This window comes from Spirosoma migulaei, from assembly GCF_054776855.1.
Genome location: NZ_BAAHBG010000010.1, coordinates 280,298 through 296,618 on the forward strand (window position 1 = coordinate 280,298; position 16,321 = coordinate 296,618).

General features: G+C 45.5%; 17 protein-coding genes. 8 read left to right on the forward strand and 9 right to left on the reverse strand.

Translation table 11 applies throughout. The annotated features are described in order from the left end of the window. Positions 1-238: 238 nt before the first annotated feature. The 5 genes from ACYVGO_RS11760 (at position 239) to ACYVGO_RS11780 (ending at position 3,045) form a co-directional block, all read left to right on the forward strand. A complete protein-coding gene (locus ACYVGO_RS11760; protein WP_460969427.1) occupies positions 239-499 on the forward strand; it encodes a hypothetical protein in 261 nt (86 codons plus the stop codon). A 55-nt stretch (positions 500-554) separates the two neighbouring features. Further along, positions 555-944 carry a DUF5991 domain-containing protein gene (locus ACYVGO_RS11765; RefSeq protein WP_460969428.1) on the forward strand — a complete coding sequence of 130 codons (390 nt, stop codon included), beginning with the start codon at positions 555-557 and terminating at the stop codon, positions 942-944. Positions 945-1,034: 90 nt separating this feature from the next. Beyond that, positions 1,035-1,283: a hypothetical protein gene (locus ACYVGO_RS11770; RefSeq protein WP_142771388.1), complete on the forward strand. Its 249-nt coding sequence runs from the start codon at positions 1,035-1,037 to the stop codon at positions 1,281-1,283. A gap of 153 nt (positions 1,284-1,436) precedes the next feature. Beyond that, entirely contained in the window at positions 1,437-2,663 is a 1,227-nt protein-coding gene (locus tag ACYVGO_RS11775) for a serine hydrolase domain-containing protein (protein ID WP_460969429.1), read from the forward strand. A 13-nt stretch (positions 2,664-2,676) separates the two neighbouring features. Then, positions 2,677-3,045 (forward strand): hypothetical protein, encoded by a 369-nt coding sequence (locus ACYVGO_RS11780; RefSeq protein WP_460969430.1) that lies wholly within the window; start codon positions 2,677-2,679, stop codon positions 3,043-3,045. A gap of 41 nt (positions 3,046-3,086) precedes the next feature. On the opposite strand, the gene ACYVGO_RS11785 is transcribed toward ACYVGO_RS11780, so the two are convergent. Continuing rightward, entirely contained in the window at positions 3,087-3,653 is a 567-nt protein-coding gene (locus tag ACYVGO_RS11785) for an antibiotic biosynthesis monooxygenase (RefSeq protein WP_460969431.1), read from the reverse strand. A 238-nt stretch (positions 3,654-3,891) separates the two neighbouring features. Between ACYVGO_RS11785 and ACYVGO_RS11790 the strand changes: the two genes are divergently transcribed. Beyond that, complete coding sequence (locus ACYVGO_RS11790; RefSeq protein ID WP_460969432.1) at positions 3,892-4,092, forward strand: hypothetical protein; 201 nt, start codon at positions 3,892-3,894, stop codon at positions 4,090-4,092. 342 nt (positions 4,093-4,434) lie between these two features. On the opposite strand, the gene ACYVGO_RS11795 is transcribed toward ACYVGO_RS11790, so the two are convergent. Beyond that, positions 4,435-6,213 carry a DUF885 domain-containing protein gene (locus ACYVGO_RS11795; protein ID WP_460969433.1) on the reverse strand — a complete coding sequence of 593 codons (1,779 nt, stop codon included), beginning with the start codon at positions 6,211-6,213 and terminating at the stop codon, positions 4,435-4,437. Between the two features lie 395 nt (positions 6,214-6,608). Between ACYVGO_RS11795 and ACYVGO_RS11800 the strand changes: the two genes are divergently transcribed. After that, positions 6,609-6,986, forward strand: coding sequence for a hypothetical protein (locus tag ACYVGO_RS11800; protein ID WP_460969434.1), 378 nt, complete (start codon positions 6,609-6,611; stop codon positions 6,984-6,986). 292 nt (positions 6,987-7,278) lie between these two features. Here ACYVGO_RS11800 and ACYVGO_RS11805 read toward each other — a convergent pair whose 3' ends face one another. The 3 genes from ACYVGO_RS11805 to ACYVGO_RS11815 form a co-directional block, all read right to left on the reverse strand. Continuing rightward, on the reverse strand, positions 7,279-10,038 hold the full coding sequence (locus ACYVGO_RS11805) for a COR domain-containing protein (protein WP_460969435.1): 2,760 nt from the start codon (positions 10,036-10,038) through the stop codon (positions 7,279-7,281). A gap of 155 nt (positions 10,039-10,193) precedes the next feature. Beyond that, positions 10,194-11,297: an alpha/beta hydrolase gene (locus ACYVGO_RS11810; protein ID WP_460969436.1), complete on the reverse strand. Its 1,104-nt coding sequence runs from the start codon at positions 11,295-11,297 to the stop codon at positions 10,194-10,196. 49 nt (positions 11,298-11,346) lie between these two features. Next, the gene (locus tag ACYVGO_RS11815) at positions 11,347-12,522 is read right to left on the reverse strand and encodes a beta-xylosidase family glycoside hydrolase (RefSeq protein WP_460969437.1); all 1,176 of its coding nucleotides are present in this window, start codon (positions 12,520-12,522) and stop codon (positions 11,347-11,349) included. 168 nt (positions 12,523-12,690) lie between these two features. Here ACYVGO_RS11815 and ACYVGO_RS11820 point away from each other — a divergent pair, with 168 nt between their 5' ends. After that, on the forward strand, positions 12,691-13,407 hold the full coding sequence (locus ACYVGO_RS11820) for a DUF5020 family protein (protein ID WP_460969438.1): 717 nt from the start codon (positions 12,691-12,693) through the stop codon (positions 13,405-13,407). A 17-nt stretch (positions 13,408-13,424) separates the two neighbouring features. On the opposite strand, the gene ACYVGO_RS11825 is transcribed toward ACYVGO_RS11820, so the two are convergent. The 4 genes from ACYVGO_RS11825 to ACYVGO_RS11840 form a co-directional block, all read right to left on the reverse strand. Next, on the reverse strand, positions 13,425-14,468 hold the full coding sequence (locus ACYVGO_RS11825; RefSeq protein WP_460969439.1) for a proline iminopeptidase-family hydrolase: 1,044 nt from the start codon (positions 14,466-14,468) through the stop codon (positions 13,425-13,427). A gap of 142 nt (positions 14,469-14,610) precedes the next feature. Continuing rightward, complete coding sequence (locus ACYVGO_RS11830) at positions 14,611-14,967, reverse strand: helix-turn-helix domain-containing protein (RefSeq protein WP_460969440.1); 357 nt, start codon at positions 14,965-14,967, stop codon at positions 14,611-14,613. Then, the gene (locus ACYVGO_RS11835) at positions 14,964-15,278 is read right to left on the reverse strand and encodes a type II toxin-antitoxin system HigB family toxin (protein ID WP_460969441.1); all 315 of its coding nucleotides are present in this window, start codon (positions 15,276-15,278) and stop codon (positions 14,964-14,966) included. The genes ACYVGO_RS11830 and ACYVGO_RS11835 overlap by 4 nt, the downstream gene beginning before the upstream one ends. Before the next feature lie 72 nt (positions 15,279-15,350). After that, on the reverse strand, positions 15,351-16,142 hold the full coding sequence (locus ACYVGO_RS11840) for a 3-keto-disaccharide hydrolase (protein ID WP_460969442.1): 792 nt from the start codon (positions 16,140-16,142) through the stop codon (positions 15,351-15,353). Between the last annotated feature and the right edge of the window lie 179 nt (positions 16,143-16,321).

Consider the following 16,321-nt stretch of genomic DNA (forward strand, 5'->3'; position numbering starts at 1 on the left):
CGAATGCGGTGTAATTACGACAAAGTAAGGGTCGATTGCGGCAATCTTTCCAGGCTATTGTTAGGCTGTATTTGCGACTGAGTCTTCGGCTATTTTAGGCGTTATCTGGTCGTTATTGCAAAACATAAAAGTATCATTCAGGTTAAAAAGATATCGTCTGCATTTGACACACGATCAGGAGGTTTACTACAACCCCAATGCAGGAGCAGGTAGAATCAGCCTCATAACATACTGACAGATGGATCTCTCAAAAGTGTTTAGCCTGATTACGCCACTCATGTTGTTATCGCTGGCAGGCGTTATCATGATACTTTATGGGTTTGTTGATAGGAACCGGGAAAACAACGTGTTGCAGTTTTTCTTCGGCATCCCCATTGCAGCCGGAGCCATTGGCCTTCACTTTTTAGTTCGCCGACTGGCACACCAGAATACCCTGCATGTATGGGTGATTGAAGCCATCCTGGTTGCGTTTATGTGGTACGTATTCCAACGATCTTAACAACTCAATGGCTTTTTACCTGGCCTTCCATTGCTCTCTAAACCTTTAGATCAATATGCACAAGTCAGTCTTTATCGCTTGTTTATTGCTTACAGCCGCCATTCTGCTCAGTTTCCAGCAAACAGATAGCTGGATGGGTAAATGGTCGGGGGAGCACCCTGAGGGTGTTACTTATTCCATCACGGTAAAAGACAAATACAGGGGTATGAATTTATGCGAAGTTCATGCCGAGGGGATTCAAACGTTCTACACTTTAGAGTGCTGGGCAACCGGTAACCCAACAACATTGAAGGTCTATTACCGATCCACTGCCGATGGGGCATTCTATGCCAAAGATCGTGTTAATCTTAATCAACCGCTATTCATTTTAACCCGCGAGAAAGGCAAAACCAGCTGGCAATGGAAGCAAATATTCGACGGGAAACTAGCGATGCACAAGAGTTAAGAGCCAATTCAGCTTTTCCTGCGTTACCACACGCACTAAAACCATTTTTCCTGTAGTCTGTTACGTCTACAAACAATCGCATAAACAGTCATGGATAAGAAGGTGACCACTATTGTAGGAATTGCACTGGGAGCAACATTGGCTGCTGGCTTTGGTCTATACAAATACTTTAGCAAAAAGTCCGGTACAAGTGCGGGGAGCGATCTGGTTGATGCTACCACAAAAAGCGCCTTTTCAGGTGGCTTTGTCGGAAACAGTCTGTCTAAAAGTCCTGGCCTGTATGTAGGTCAACTGGATACTGATCTGATTGGGGGTGGGCTTACCCGCATGCATGGTTGATGGTATGGCCCAACGCTGTTATCTAGGCCAACAGCGCTTTTTATAAACCGTTTTGGGGTGTCGGTTGTGAGAAGCCGACACCCCAAAATGTACAATACGAGTATTTCCGGGCTAATCTGGCTTCTACACCTATGACTTTCGTATGTTAAGCCAATGCGTCGATCGTTACTAACTAGCTTGTGTCTGGGTACCCTTCTCGTGCTGAATGCCTGTAAGCATAACCAGGACCCAACGCCACCTACGCCAACTCTGGCGGATCAGGTTGCCCAAACCTTAACGAATCGCCTGCAAAATCGGGGTGTTGGATATGGGTTTGTGATTTATGAAAAGGGCGAACTGAAGGCGTCGGGCGAAGGGGGTCTGAAATCGCGGTCGATTGACCCGGAAGGGGAAAAACCGTATACGATCGACACCAAAATGCACATTGCCAGCATGAGCAAAACCATTGCGGCTATGGCCTTTACGCAGTTGGCGGCTCAAAAAGGCATTCGGACAACGGATAAAATCAGTGCCTATCTTCCGCCTTCCTGGCCTAAGGGTCCCAACATCGATCAGATTACGTTCCGTGATCTTTTCAATCACCGGAGCGGTATTACTGGATTTGGTGATAATTGCCAGAATGGCTCCTACTCCGAAAACATTTACGCAGGCCTTAAGCAGCTCGTGGCCAAAGGGGTTAAATCGACCAGTCGGGGGCAGTATTGCTACCAGAACGCAAATATCGGTCTGATGCGGGTACTGATTCCAGCTATCATTGGGTATACATTTTCGGGGGATGATACTGTAGATGACCTTCAAACGCAGCAACGTTACCTGGCTTATGTTCAGAAGAATATGTTAGAAAAGGTGGGGTTACTCAATGTACTACCCACCTACCCGGCTGGTGATCCAACCTATTGTTATACGTACCCCTACACAACTGGGATTCGCGGCTGGAATCCGGGAAATTTTGCCAATACGCTGGGGGCGTATGGCTGGTACCTGACACCCCGCGAAGCCGGGAAACTCTATGCCACCGTGCTCTCCTCAACGGATGAGTCGATCCTGCCGACGGCCTATAAGGATACTCTACTCCTGAATAATCTGGGGTGTTTCCGAAGTGCCACCACGCTGGGCAACATGGCCTACCATGATGGCTGGTGGTACATGACCAGTAGTGCTCCTTATGTGGGCCTGCGGACCATCTGGATGAAGTTACCGAAAGACATAACGATTGTGCTGTTCGTGAATATGCTTCACAACCAAACGAGTTTCTTCCCCAGTGATGATGGTACGGACATTGTGCCGTTTGTGTATCAGGCCTATGCCACGGGCGTTCAACTCAACGGTGGACGTAAGGCAGCTGGTACCTTAGTGCTGGAACATCCTGAACCGCATTGACCAAACAATCCCAATGGTAACTTATCGACTTGCATTCATTTTCTGTCTGGGCGTACTAGCCGCTCACGGACAGGTCATCGTCAATCCAGATGGAACCCATTCGGTACAGCACGGTTCCGTCATTGTCAATCCCAATGGCACCCATTCAACGGTACATGGCTCCGTCATTGTTAATCCGGATGGTACGCACTCAACACGACACGGCTCCGTTCTTGTGAACCCAAATGGTACCCACTCCACCATACATAGCATGGGTAATGGTTCAATCATTGTTAACCCCGATGGCACTCATTCGGTAGTACCAGACTCTAGTGCTGTTAATGCCTATGAAACAGCCAAACGTACTGGACGGCCTCGATCTAGTCGTAAAAAGGATAATTAGCAGCCGGCTTTGTTGAAGGTAGGATTCATTCTGCCGAACGCTTAGCGGTAGAGCCATTTAGCAACAAGCCGGGTATAACGTGGCATGATCACAAAGGTCATGAGCGCCACAATGAGCAGGCTCGTCAGCAAAGGCTTACCCAAAGGAACAGCCAGAAAAGGAAACGCTGAAAAAAGGGGCGAAAGCAACCACGGAATAAGTACGGATAGTGGAAAAATAGCTGACCAGGTTAGTAAAAACTGTTTATGAGGAGGTGCCATTTTCCGGGCTTCGGGTGGAGTGAACCAAAACTCAAGTCCAGTTTTAATTTCTATTTTCTCGTCCGTGTTTAGCAACGGGCGCACCATCTCAACCATCTGTCGGCGCGTATCGGACTCCAGCCAGGTACGGAGTGTAGTTTCCGACGCGAAATGAAGGACAATGGTATACTCCTCATTCTGGCCGTGCGGCTTAATAACATTTACCCCCCGATGCCCGGCCGATCCCTGCGCCAGCGGAACCATTTCCTGTAACCAGTTCTCGTAGGCCTGAATCTGATCTTTATAAGGGCGCTGAACAATGATTGTCGTAACAGCGCTGTCGAGTTCGATGGGAATGCTGGCTGACATAGCGGAGGTTGCTTTCTAGGGAGCGATTACGTTTGCAGATAAAACTAACACCAAGGGGCACGACGGCAACAGGTGGAAGGCAACTCTACCGGATACCTCATCACGCTGTAAAGCTCTGCTTTCCATCAATTTTCGGGCATTTAAAAGGCTACAAAACGCTTAATGTACCGAAAAACCAGCGATTTTTACTGGCTCCGCCCTCACCTTTCCAGTATGTTTGCCTGCTTACCAGTAAGCCATGCCCAATGTCGATCCCGCCTTACGTTTTCGCTTCCCCTTAGACCAACAGCTCCCCCGTTTAGGCCTAAGAGGAATACCCGGCGGAGGTACGCAACGAACAGTTACGGTCAATGAATTTCCCATCAGCGCAACCATGGCCAGGTCGATCATTGAACTGCAACCTGATTGGTTTCAAGAGCGGCCATTAGCAAGTGATTGACCTTAATGAATGGATGGCCGGCACACCCTACAGCGTACTGGAAGCTACATTCGGCCTTGCCTCAGACATCGTTCGCAAGCTTCCCAAAACAGCCAACTTTATTGTGTCTCCAAAGCAATAGGTAGACCATTGTTGAGCGTAGTCTAATTGATTTGAGTTAATCAAGCACCGACTTGAGTGTGTTTGGCATCCTCGATCTGTGTCCTCACAGAACGCCTTATTGAAGGCGAATTCTCATTGAGCGTAGTATTCACTACGTCGAACGAGAACAACTACGGGCCAGAGGCCCTTGAAGTAATACTCCTCACTCGGCGAAGCCAAGCGAGAACGCCGAACAGACGTTTATTTCTGCTTCGCTGCCCAGGCGTCCATTTTGCGCTCCAATACGTCTAACGGCATGCAGCCATCTTTAAGGAACTCATCGTGGAAGGCGGCCAGGCTAAATGTAGTGCCGAGTTGCTGCTCGTACTTGGTCCGTAAGGCACGTATTTTCATGGCCCCAATTTTATAGGAAAGCGCCTGACCGGGAATGGCCATGTAGCGTTCGATTTCGGCGGTAGCACCCTGTTCGGCAATGGGTTCGTTATCCATCATGTATTTGATTGCCTGCTCACGGGTCATATGCTTGGTGTGCAGACCCACATCCACCACAAGCCGAATGGCCCGGTGAATTTCATCGCCCAGGGCACCCATGTACTGATACGGATCGGTATAGAGGCCAAGTTCCTTACCCAACGATTCGCAATACAACGCCCAGCCTTCACCATAAGCGCCATACCAGGCAAACCGCCGAAACTTGGGCAAACTCGTGTTTTCCTGCTGTAATGACAGCTGATAATGGTGACCCGGAATGGCTTCGTGCAAAAACAACGACTCCATGCCCGAGGTGACGTTGAACTTAGTTGCATCGGGAATGGGGACGTAGAAAATGCCCGGACGGCTCCCATCGGCCGACGCCTGATTGTATTCTGCACTGGCGGAGGCTTCGCGGAATTTCTCGGTCTGCCGGATCTCGAATTTCGACTTGGGTGTATTCGTAAACTCTTTTTTCAGATTCGGTTCAATCCGCGCCAGAATGGTGTTAAATGCAGCCAAAACTTCCTTCGGGGTTTTGTAGGGATAGAACTTTTTATCGGTTTTGAGGTGGGTGAAAAAATCTGCCAGACTCCCGCTAAAGCCTACCTGTGTTTTTACTTTCTCCATTTCGCCCCGAATCCGACTCACTTCCTTCAGACCAATCTGATAGATTTCTTCCGGCGTGTCGTTGGTGGTTGTCTGAACCTTAACCAGATAGGTGTAGAGTTCCGGCCCTTTTGGCAACACGTCGATGCCCGATGTTGTCCGGGCTTTGGGCAGGTACTCATTCTTCAGGAACGTCCCTAACTTCTGATAGGTAGGTACGATTTGCCCGATGATCGCTTTCTTGTACGCAGCCGTTAACCGGATTTTATCGGCATCGCTAAAGGTGGCGGGTAATTTTTGAATCGGGCCGTAGAACAGACTTTTGGTGGGATCGGTCACCACTAAATCGGTCATCTGAGGAATCATCTTCACGACCAGACTTTTCGGCAATACGTTGTTTGTAGCTATGCCTTTACGAAACGCAGCGATGGCCGTATCGCCCCAAACGGTAAACGCCGAAACCCGCTTTAACCAATCGTCATAATCCTTCACTGTTTTGAAGGGTTGCGATCCTTCTCCACTGCCTAACTGCCCAAACGTCAACGTCAACCCAACGAATTGATTGAACGGAATGTCTTCCTGATGAAAGGGATATTGCTCCAGTTGCAGTGCTAGTTCCCGTGTCAAAATGTCGTAGGAAATCTTGTCTTCGTCAGACAGCTTTTCGCGATCAAACGGTTTTAGTTTATCGAGCGTAGCGGTATAAAACGTCTTCGTCTGCTCCAGAAATTCCTGCGAAATGTCATTGGGCAGTAGATCATTATACCGATTATCGCCCTGACTGGTCGCTTCCAGCGGAAACAGTTTTAACAGTTGCTCATAATAGTCGTCCAGTACAGCCGCAAATTTGGGATCGGACGTAGTGGTTTGTTCGCTTTTGTTAGGGTTACAACTCAATAGCGTAGCGATTAGCAAGGATAGTAAAACGCTTTTTTTCATGGATGATGGTCAGAGCCTGTTGAATCGAAAGATACGGGTAAATAGTAGAGGTTGTATTTTGCAGGCTGGTCTGAGACTATACTCGAACGTTACCCGGTATCATTGGTTTTTACTAATTAACCGAGCAACCACCTTTGTTTCTCGTTCTCGCTTGGCTTTCCGACCGGGCTGGCGGACCAGTGAGGGTTATTTTTTTAACGTCCTCTGGCCGGAGTAGTACGTCAGAAACGGGCCAGAGGCCCTTGCAACAATAGTCCTCACTGGTCCGCCAGCCCGGTCGGAAAGCCAAGCGAGAACGGAGAACGGAAGCCTTCAAAGTCGCTTTTCAATAATGTCCACCCCTCAATTATATAATAAGAAAGTCATGAGACGTTATTGGATAAATTCTACGCCACATGAATAAATTCATTTCACTCTGTCTGATTTTGGGTTTAGCTGGATGCCACAAAACGACTCCCGATCCCGATTATACATCTTATGCATGTGGTAAAGTCATATCGACTCGCCGGTTAGCGATAAGCGTTCCTATAGCTTATTCAAAAGAGCTTGATAGTTATTATGTAAGTTGGCCTAGCTCAACGGTTGATACGATTAATAACCGAGAAACTAGCGTATTCTGCAACTTGCCGGATACATACAAAGTGGTTGGCAAAGTGATAAAATTTGATGGAAGCTTCGCTAGGCTTTATGATACAACTGGAACTCCTGGCCTTATAAAGAAAACGTTTAAGACTGAGTGGGCTAACTATTTATCAATCGACAAAATTTATTAAGTTTTCTATCAAACATATCAAGACATAATTATTTTCCTCTGAACGAAGAAATAGTGCCTATTAAGTTATCCAAGTGTCCCGTCTGGCTCGTGCTCCAAACGACTCCCTGCATGCCATCCACCGCGTTTTTAACTTAGCAAAAGGCTCCCTTTACCCAGTTAAAGTACTCACTACGTTCGTGTATTACCCCGTCTCCGACCGGTGTCATCGGCTTTTAGAGATTAGTTGTATTTAGTAGACTGGTCAGAGACTAGATAACGTACCGACTTAATAAATACTACGCCGAATGGGGTCACAGAATATTTTCCAACAAATCCGTAACATCCTTTAAACTAAACTGAGATGTTAAATCTTTAAGGCTCTTTAAAAGAGTTTTTAGTGAACCAGAACCTTCATCTATCTTTTTCACTTGCTCACTTGATTCCGCTAGCGTTTGTATGACACTCTTAAGTTTTCTACCCCATCCTTTAGCTTTTACATCTCCAGTATTCCGCGCAGCTTTAGCGTCATCGGCAAATTGTATAATTTTGACAAGTGCATCACTTAAAGCCTTATTTGATTCACTTAAACTTTCTAAAGCTTCTGATAAATAGGTAGCTTCTCCCTTTACATCGCTGCTAACATTGTTGACAGACTGTAAATCTATATCAATATTTATCTGGGTATTAACTTGTGTATTTACAGTCGGGCTATTGTTATTTAATATATTAACAATAAAAGGTATATTTTTTTCGCTTTTTTTGTAATCATACTCTTGAAGTTGTACGTTTCCACTTTTAAATTTTTCAATTGTATTTTCTTTATTTTCAAATAAACCCATTAAATAACCAACATTATAATCTTTCTGTTGTCTGGGATGAAAATAAACTGACTTTCCCGCCTTAATATGACTCAGTAAATCTTCATAATTAACAGTATTCTCAGATTTTTCGTCTAGAGCAATTAATTCGAAATAATTAATATTTGCATAATTCGAGCAGATACTAGTAAACTCCCTACGAATATGTTCCCATACTCCTAGCTTTGCCTCACCTTTTATACGCACATATATGCGTTTGGCTTCTTTATCAGCCTGCACCATTGCGAGTGAATTAGTTTTGTTATCTCTAATTACAATACCAGAGTACCAGTAATTATCATCATACACATCAGATAACTTTTTAGCAACAAAACGATGCATTAATGCCATTGGCATATAATCTTTAAATTGTAGAATATAAGTCCGTATTTGATCCCCTCTAAATTCGCTATATTCTATTTTTGGTACTTTTCCAAAAGCAGATGGCAAAAGTAGATTTTCATCATCAGCAGTATAACATAAATCAAACTTCTTCATCATACTTAGAATATATCCATAATGACTCTCTTCATATAAGTAGTCTCCTTCAACAACTGGATGTAACAGTAATTTAAAATCTTTTATGTTTATATGTCCAAAAAAGTCGGCCGTTTTCTTTGAAGTAATTATTTTATATACCCCTTGCGTGATCCATGCTGGGCTTAGCACATGTAAAAAATTTAAATAGGTATCGCCAAACCAAGTAATTGCACCTATCGTGGTAAAGTATCTCAATAATAACTTCTGTGTATTTATAGTTTCAGCATTGTTTTTGTTGCATATATCTTTATAGACATTATAAGTAAGATAATGTTGTTCTCCAGAGGTACACTCTTCAATGGCTGTCTTAATTCTAAACCAATTATTAGGAAATTGTTCTTCAACAGTTCTGAGATCCATGACTTGAATTTTCAAGTTTTCTCTAAACGTGTTGATTCCTAACCCATTCATGCAACTAGTATTATAGAACCCCACTATATTAGGATATTTTTCTTTCAGAAATTTACGATCAGCTATTTCTATAGCGTTATCATCTTGTTTATTAAATACTACTAGTACGGGGGCGCTTCCACCTAAGCTTTCAACTTGCTGTAGCCAATATTCGGGTTCTTCTTCCTTTCTATTATCAAGTACTAAAACATACAGGCAACCTTCTGTAAAGAAAAATTTATGTACCGCATGTTGAATTTCTTGACCACCAAAATCCCAAATATGAAAAGACAACTCTCTACCATCTATATGTGGCAATCTCCATTGCTCAATTTTTACACCATTAGTTTGGCTTTTACCTAAACTAAATGTATCATATAAAACTCTTTCTATTAAACTAGATTTTCCAGCACTACCGTCACCTATAAATATGATACGGCCTTCTGAAAGAGGAGCATGACCAAATTGCTCTGATGTTTCATAATAATTATTTATAGTTTCTACACCCAACTCAATAACAGAACTAGGAGGAAATTCTAAAGGGTTTTTCGAACTATTTAATCCCTCTCGATCTTGAATATAATCTTGATTATTTTCATTATGCAATATTAGTTTTTCAGCAACGTTTTTGGGTATAACCTTAATCAAATTTTCCGACAAATCTATTGATTTTAGGTTTGGCAAATACTCTAACGGCGAAATGTCATTTATTAAATTTCTACTCAAAGTTATTGTGTGTAATTTATTAAGAAACCGCAAAGGATTTATGTCATTTATTTTATTATTATCTGCATAAAGTATTTTCATTTTTTTTAGTTTTTGAACAAAATCAATAGAGTAAATATTTGAGAATTGGCAATACAACTGCTCAAGATTTAAAAGAGAAGAAATGGGGCTGTGGTCATTAATAGGATCTCCCCATATAGCTAATTCTTTAAGGTTTTTAAGATTAGACAAAGGGGCTATATCTATTATTTTATTGCCTCCCAAAAAAAGTTGTTCTAAACTAAGAATTGACGCTAATGAAGATATATCTTTTATTTTATTGGAAGTTATTGAAAGCTGCTTCAAATCAGAAAAAACTTTAATACTTTCTAAACGAATTTCAGTGTTTTCTCCTATTGAGAGGTGCGTAACCTCATTTTTATCATTTAATATGTAAGTATTTTCAGGAATATCTAGATCTCTTACATTGCGGCTTTCATTAAAAATTGTATAATAAATACGTTCTAATTCTAAAATCTCTAAAGGTTTTACTTTTTTCCCCGTTTTTACCTTTGCCATATCCTGAAATTTATTTTCTGCTATATTTCAAATAATAGCTTTTTTTTCTTAAAGTATTAAACAATAGACAAGTACTTTTTTTATCAAAAAACTCCCATTGAGCATAGTACTTACTACGCCGAACAACCCAAGCAACTCTAAATTAGACCCCACACTCACTTCTTCTTCCCGGCCTTCACCAGCTCCGTCGATAAATTAGCCGTGAAAAATGGAAGCATTTTTAGCTCGATGCGCTCGGCGATTCGGTTGATGTGGTCGCCGTCGTACTCTTCGTAGGTATGCGGAATCTGGTAGGTGGTGAGGATGCCGTCCAGGATTTTGTTGTTGGCGGCAATACTGGCATCCTTCGAGCCTGCATCGAAGGCCAGCGCGTGCAGTTGTTTGATGTTGCCAATGTACTGATCCAGCGTTGCCAGGGGGGCATTGGCGGCCCATTTGGCCGTAACCAGTGGCTGTGGCTGCCCATCTTTAACGGGCAAGTCCAGAAAGAAGGGCCCGTTCGTTGGGTTGGGCGACCACGAAGCCGCCGAAGCAAACATGGCTTTTGTGCCAAAATCTGCTTTCTCCAAATCAGCCACCGTCTTGACACCCTCCGCCTGAGCCGCCCGCTCCGCACTCATCGATCCACTCATGTTCGGCACCATGCAGCAAGGACTGAGCAGGTATAAACTGGAGAAGATTTCGGGGTGCTTCTGCCCGATGCGAATGGTGCCGTAGCCACCCATCGAGTGGCCCGCCAATCCACGGCTACTGGCTTGTGGAATGGTGCGGTAGTTTTTATCCATATAGGCCACTAATTCATCGGCCACAAAATCTTCCCAATTGCCAATCGTCACTGAATTGGAATACATGCTCCCGGCAAACCGGTTGTAGGCATTGGGCGTCACGATGATAAACTCCTTCGTTTTCCCCTCCGCCAACGCCTTATCAGCCACCGCAGGCAGGTTGATCCAGTGCTTCGTGAAACCGTACCACTTATCGTCGCTGTCAGTAAACCCATGCAGGAAATAGATGACGGGATAATGCCGCTTTTTATCGGTTTGATAACTTGGTGGCAGATAGACTGAAACATCCCGATCCGGTGAATCCCCCGCCAGATTGCCCTCCAGCCCTTTGCCATGTACTTTAATGCGTTCGACCTTACCCGCCTTGACAGCGCTGGTCTGGCTATATCCCTGCGTAGCAGACAGGACAACAAAAGCCCCCAACAACAGGAGCGAATAGACGAAATGACGAAACGGTACAGCGAGACGGTTCATAGGAAGTCGGTTCATGGCGATAGAAGGAAGAGAGCAGCCGTTTTTACTACTACTCGCACCGTTGCCCATCTAAACGAAAATACCGGACCGCAACCGGCATCACAGCCGTTGAATCGACAAATCCTTTTAAGGCAAACAGGCCCACGTACTTGGGTTTGATCCCAAACTCGTAGGTGGCCACTTCTTTAAACGAGAAGTTGTCAACCGGACTGGCCGAATATAAGAACCGAAATTTCTGGCCCTGTTTCTCAACCCTGAACGCGAAGTTTTTGAGGTTATTCACCGCGAGACGCTGATTGACCGGGCTGCCCAGTGGAAACAGAGGCTCATGGGCAATTTCTTCCAGATTGGTGTAGCCTCTACCGTAGGACGCCACTGCCTGAATCAGAATTTCGCCGGGTCGGACATAGCCCCCAAAGAAGTCATTATAGGCCAGCGATATACGGATACTTTTTCCGGCAAATAACGTATCCTCCAATAGCACTAACCCCGCCTGCTGCCAGTTTGCATTGGGTACAAAATCGGTAAAATGTACTTCGGTACGGAAACAGTCATTCTGGATTTTCCGGAACAGCAAATTCTGAATTTGCGGGGCCTCACCTGTCTTATGCCAGTTATCTCCCCTGAGTGTAAACAAGGTCAGTTGACCCGGCTTTTCGCCCCGCCGATTCCAGTAAGCCGCATTTGGATCATGCAGCATCCAGCCCGTACGACTCAGTGCCGAGGCATCTGTCGTGCGGAAATCGTCGATTACCTGCTCTAATGCCGCTTCCCGTACGAACAGAATCCAGCCTGTTACAACCAGCCCTAAAAAGCCCGCAACGAGCCCAACGACGTTCTTCCTGGTCCGGGGTTTGGGTTCAACGCGTTCAGGGGCAGGTGGCAGAATAAACTGTTCACGATACCGGAACCAGTACGGAAAATGCTCTTCATTCTTTTTCCGGTCTGCCTCCGTGGTGGCCGGAGCCTTAAATACGTACCGGGCCAGTGTATCGAGGGTGGCTACGGACGGATTTTCCTGTTTACCTGCGCTGGGGTTAAGCAGAAAAGCAGCATAGTTTTTTAGGCTTCTCCACCCTACAACCAGCCCGGTGCGTTCCTCAATCTCATTACTTAAATGCTTGCTTTCTGATTCGGAAAGCGGGCTTTGCAGCGGCTGGCCAAAACAGGTTTCAATCACCCTAGTAAAAAGAGCGGAAAATGCCCGCCGATCAAACTCATCCATATACAGTATGGCATCTATCAATCCGTCAAACCGGATAAGCCCGTCTCGAAGCTATTTGTTTATACAACAACCGGAAACCTGAATTCCGTAACGTTTCTGCCTGAATTCCGGCCTTTCAGGGCTGTAAGACGAAGTTTTGTCAAAAAATCGTTTTACAACCCCAATTGTATGAAAACCATACTCCTGCTTTGTTTACTTGTTTCCGCCTTGCCCAATCAGGCGCAACAGCTTCAACTCCATTATGATTTCAGGCATTCCATTGACCCCGGTCTGAACAAACAAAATTTTGCTTCGCTCACGTTCGAGTATTTTAAAAGTAACGATTCCAGTGGCTCGTTTCTGTTAAAAATGCAAACCGACTTTAATGGCGAAACGAACAACATCGGTCAGCTATTTGTGCAAGTCTCTAAAAATCTACGGTACTGGCGCCCTAAAATCTACCTGTCTTTGCTGTACAGTGGAGGTTTGGGGGTGGCACCACCTTCGTACGGGTATTACCTAACGAATTCATTTGGCGTTGGAGCCGCCTACCCGTTTCAATGGAAAGGGGCCTGGCTAAGCGCCAGTGTTAATTACCGATATACGACCTTTCTGAAGCCGAGTCATGATCCGCAGCTCACCTTTTATTTTGGAAAAGGATTTTTTCAGTACAAGCTCATGCTAGCCGGGAGTTTTGTTGGGTGGAGTGAGAATCGGAATCAGGGTACCGATTTGACCAGTAGCCAACGTGGTAAGAAAATCGCCTTTTTCGCTGATCCTCAGGTCTGGGTTAAAATCACCAAAACCGTTTCTGTTGGATCAAGGGCTTATCTGTATTACCACGTGCTGACACCCGAAAACCGGTTGCAGATTTACCCCACCCTAGGCCTGAAAAATCAATTCTGACCGACAGTGCCGTATCCTCAGAGGATGCCTTTCTTTTCCCCGGCATTCACGCCCTTTATGAATTTGATCAGACCGCTCATGTACGTCTTTTGATCGTCGTACATAGCCATGTGGCTGCCGTTTGCGCAATAGAGATAGCTGCCGTTGGGAAACTGGGTGGCCATCCATTTCATATGTGCGGGGTCCATGGTATCATGTTGAGCCCCAATGGTTAGCGTAGGGACCGTAATTTTCGGTAGTTCGGCCTTGACATCCCAATTGGTTAAATTCCCCGCAATCCCGAATTCACTGGGCCCCTGCATAGTGACGTACAATGACTGGTTTATCTTGTTAAGCGCGCGTGTCATCGGTTCGGGCCACTGGTCGAGGGGAATGCGACAGATGTGTTTGGCGTAGAAGTTTGGCAGGAGGAGTTCCATGTAACGGGGACTCGTATACGCACCTTTGGCTTCAATGGCGTTCACTTCGTTTACCACCGCCGGGTCCATCTGCTTCGCCAGTACGTCATCGGCATACTTACCGTAGTCGGGGCAACTGGCCATCATGTTCGAGATAATCAGCCCTTTCAGGTTATTGTTGTATTTGAGCGCGTACTGCATCGCCAGAATCCCACCCCAGGAGTGGCCCAGCAAATAGAAATTGTCGGGCGTGAGGTTCAGGGCGGCACGAACCTGCTCTACTTCTTCCACGTAGCGGGGCAAACTCCAGAAGGTGGTATCCTTTGGATTATCGGAATTGCCCGTTCCCAGTTGGTCGTAGTAAATAAACTCGATGCCTTCGGCGGGCAGAAAACTTTCCATTACCTCGAAGTATTCATGCGTAGCGCCGGGCCCGCCGTTGAGCAGCAGTAGTTTAATTTTGGGATTGTTGCCAAACCGCTTCGTCCAGACGTTAAACGTGCGATTAAGCGTCTTGATCGGAATCACCCGAACACCCCCATTAGCCACTCCGCTTGTATCCGAAGCAAAGTAGGCGGTTAAGGTTGTGGTATTCGTTTCGGCAGACTGGCAGGCCCAGAACAGGGAAGCCACACAAAATAGAAGGACGGAGAGCAATTTCATATAGAAAGAGGCTAAAAGTGAGTCACTTGACAAGTATACACACGATTAGCCTCTTTTCCTTCATTGGGCGTTAGTTAAGCCTTGCCAACGGCAAAAACGGTAACAAGGGCGTTAAAGGCGTTACCGACATGTAAGCACTATATTAAGCCAGTAACACACCTGCTGGTATACCTAATTCTTTATGAAAAAACTTGGCCATTTCTAGCGTTAATGGCTTACGTTTATTCAATACAGCTGATATATAGCTTTTACTACCCAGTTTCCCCACAAAGTCTTTATTCCTGACTCCTTTTTCTTCCATTTTAAGGCGAATCGCATCAATAGGATCTGGGGCAGGTATTGGGTAATGCTCATCTTCATAGGCTTTCACCAGCAATAGAGCAACTTGTAAAATCTCTCCTTCCGAACTATCTGGCTGTACGTTTCGGTCGAAGTGTTCATCTACCCAGGCCATCATCTCGTCGTATTCCTGCTCGGTTTTAATCGTCTTCAACTTCATGGTTTCTTTGGAAATTGCACCGCTGTTACATCAATTTTATTATACTCCGCGTGTGTACCGAACCACTTGATCTGGATAGCTTTATACTCAAATACCATTCGGACTACTAAACGGTATTTATTACCCATAATGTTGAAGACAACCCGATCATCGGCGACGATACTAACATGGCCATAAACGGACTTCAATTCATTGAAATTAGTAAACTCCTGTTCCAACAACTCTGCATACCACTGTTTCAATGCATTAGCTGCCTGAGGGTACAGTTTGCAATAATCCAGTAGCGTACGACGCGCTATTACATTGAACATCTATCCAAGAACAGAAGTTTACCTATAGTGAACAAATTTACATCAAGATGTTTTAGAACCATTCATTAGTTCTTAAAAATCCGTGTTGGCCTCTTTGATATCCATCTTCTTGATCCAGATGTTGCGGTAGAGCACATCATGCCCTTCGGCCTGGAGTTTCAGTCCGCCCGGCGTATCGGTAACGCCTTTGCCGCCATCGTTCCCCCCGTCGATGCCGGAGTTCGGGCCACCCCAAACCTGCGTAATCTTTTGGTTGGTATGTGCTTTTTTACCGTTTAGATACAGCGTCACCATTGCCGGTTCGGTGCGTTTACCGTCTTTGAAACGAGCGGCCCGGAATTCGATATCATAGGCATTCCATTTCCCGATACCATTGTACAGTTTGTAGGGCGAGGGGGACTCGTTGATGACCGCACCTAAGCCGTGGCTGGTGGTATCGCCATCGAAAATCTGAATCTCGTAGCGGTTCTGCAGATAGACACCGCTGTTGCCGCCCGCTTTGCTCACATAGAATTCCACATGCAGCCGGAAATCCCGAAAGGTTTCTTTGGTCACAATGTCGGCCGCACCATACAGGCCACCCGCAGCTGCCGGATCATTCGTATTCATGACCGTACCGCTACCCGCCGGATCTTGCTCAATCTTCCACTTGATGGGCAGACTGGCCTTAAGCCGAGGCCCTTCCCAGTACGTCCACTTTTCATCGAGCATCTTCTTCGAGCCATCGAAGAGCACTTCGGCACCTTTGGGCACTTTGACCCCAACGCCAACCGGCTCTTTGGCGTTGGGAATCATAGCTACGCTGGCGCCCAGAAGCAGTAAGGCAGGCAGTACAGCAAACTGTGTATTTCTGAAGAGTTTCATAAGGGCAAATTTGATTTGATAGTAACGTGTCCTCCTGTAAGGATATCCGTCTTAGAATTTACCCGCCAAAGCGTCGGGCCAGAGGCCCTATGATAGGACACACTCGGCAAAGCCAAGCGTGAACGTTGCGTATCGTTAAACTCTAATCGAGAGACCAAGCCTCCATGTTCACGCTTGGC

Excerpts from the sequence above, each read along its gene's own strand:
- ACYVGO_RS11760 (WP_460969427.1), top strand. The coding sequence starts at position 239 with ATGGATCTCTCAAAAGTGTTTAGCCTGATTACGCCACTCATGTTGTTA.
- ACYVGO_RS11765 (WP_460969428.1), top strand. The coding sequence starts at position 555 with ATGCACAAGTCAGTCTTTATCGCTTGTTTATTGCTTACAGCCGCCATT.
- ACYVGO_RS11770 (WP_142771388.1), top strand. The coding sequence starts at position 1,035 with ATGGATAAGAAGGTGACCACTATTGTAGGAATTGCACTGGGAGCAACA.
- ACYVGO_RS11775 (WP_460969429.1), top strand. The coding sequence starts at position 1,437 with ATGCGTCGATCGTTACTAACTAGCTTGTGTCTGGGTACCCTTCTCGTG.
- ACYVGO_RS11780 (WP_460969430.1), top strand. The coding sequence starts at position 2,677 with ATGGTAACTTATCGACTTGCATTCATTTTCTGTCTGGGCGTACTAGCC.
- ACYVGO_RS11785 (WP_460969431.1), bottom strand. The coding sequence starts at position 3,653 with ATGTCAGCCAGCATTCCCATCGAACTCGACAGCGCTGTTACGACAATC.
- ACYVGO_RS11790 (WP_460969432.1), top strand. The coding sequence starts at position 3,892 with ATGCCCAATGTCGATCCCGCCTTACGTTTTCGCTTCCCCTTAGACCAA.
- ACYVGO_RS11795 (WP_460969433.1), bottom strand. The coding sequence starts at position 6,213 with ATGAAAAAAAGCGTTTTACTATCCTTGCTAATCGCTACGCTATTGAGT.
- ACYVGO_RS11800 (WP_460969434.1), top strand. The coding sequence starts at position 6,609 with ATGAATAAATTCATTTCACTCTGTCTGATTTTGGGTTTAGCTGGATGC.
- ACYVGO_RS11805 (WP_460969435.1), bottom strand. The coding sequence starts at position 10,038 with ATGGCAAAGGTAAAAACGGGGAAAAAAGTAAAACCTTTAGAGATTTTA.
- ACYVGO_RS11810 (WP_460969436.1), bottom strand. The coding sequence starts at position 11,297 with ATGAACCGTCTCGCTGTACCGTTTCGTCATTTCGTCTATTCGCTCCTG.
- ACYVGO_RS11815 (WP_460969437.1), bottom strand. The coding sequence starts at position 12,522 with ATGGATGAGTTTGATCGGCGGGCATTTTCCGCTCTTTTTACTAGGGTG.
- ACYVGO_RS11820 (WP_460969438.1), top strand. The coding sequence starts at position 12,691 with ATGAAAACCATACTCCTGCTTTGTTTACTTGTTTCCGCCTTGCCCAAT.
- ACYVGO_RS11825 (WP_460969439.1), bottom strand. The coding sequence starts at position 14,468 with ATGAAATTGCTCTCCGTCCTTCTATTTTGTGTGGCTTCCCTGTTCTGG.
- ACYVGO_RS11830 (WP_460969440.1), bottom strand. The coding sequence starts at position 14,967 with ATGAAGTTGAAGACGATTAAAACCGAGCAGGAATACGACGAGATGATG.
- ACYVGO_RS11835 (WP_460969441.1), bottom strand. The coding sequence starts at position 15,278 with ATGTTCAATGTAATAGCGCGTCGTACGCTACTGGATTATTGCAAACTG.
- ACYVGO_RS11840 (WP_460969442.1), bottom strand. The coding sequence starts at position 16,142 with ATGAAACTCTTCAGAAATACACAGTTTGCTGTACTGCCTGCCTTACTG.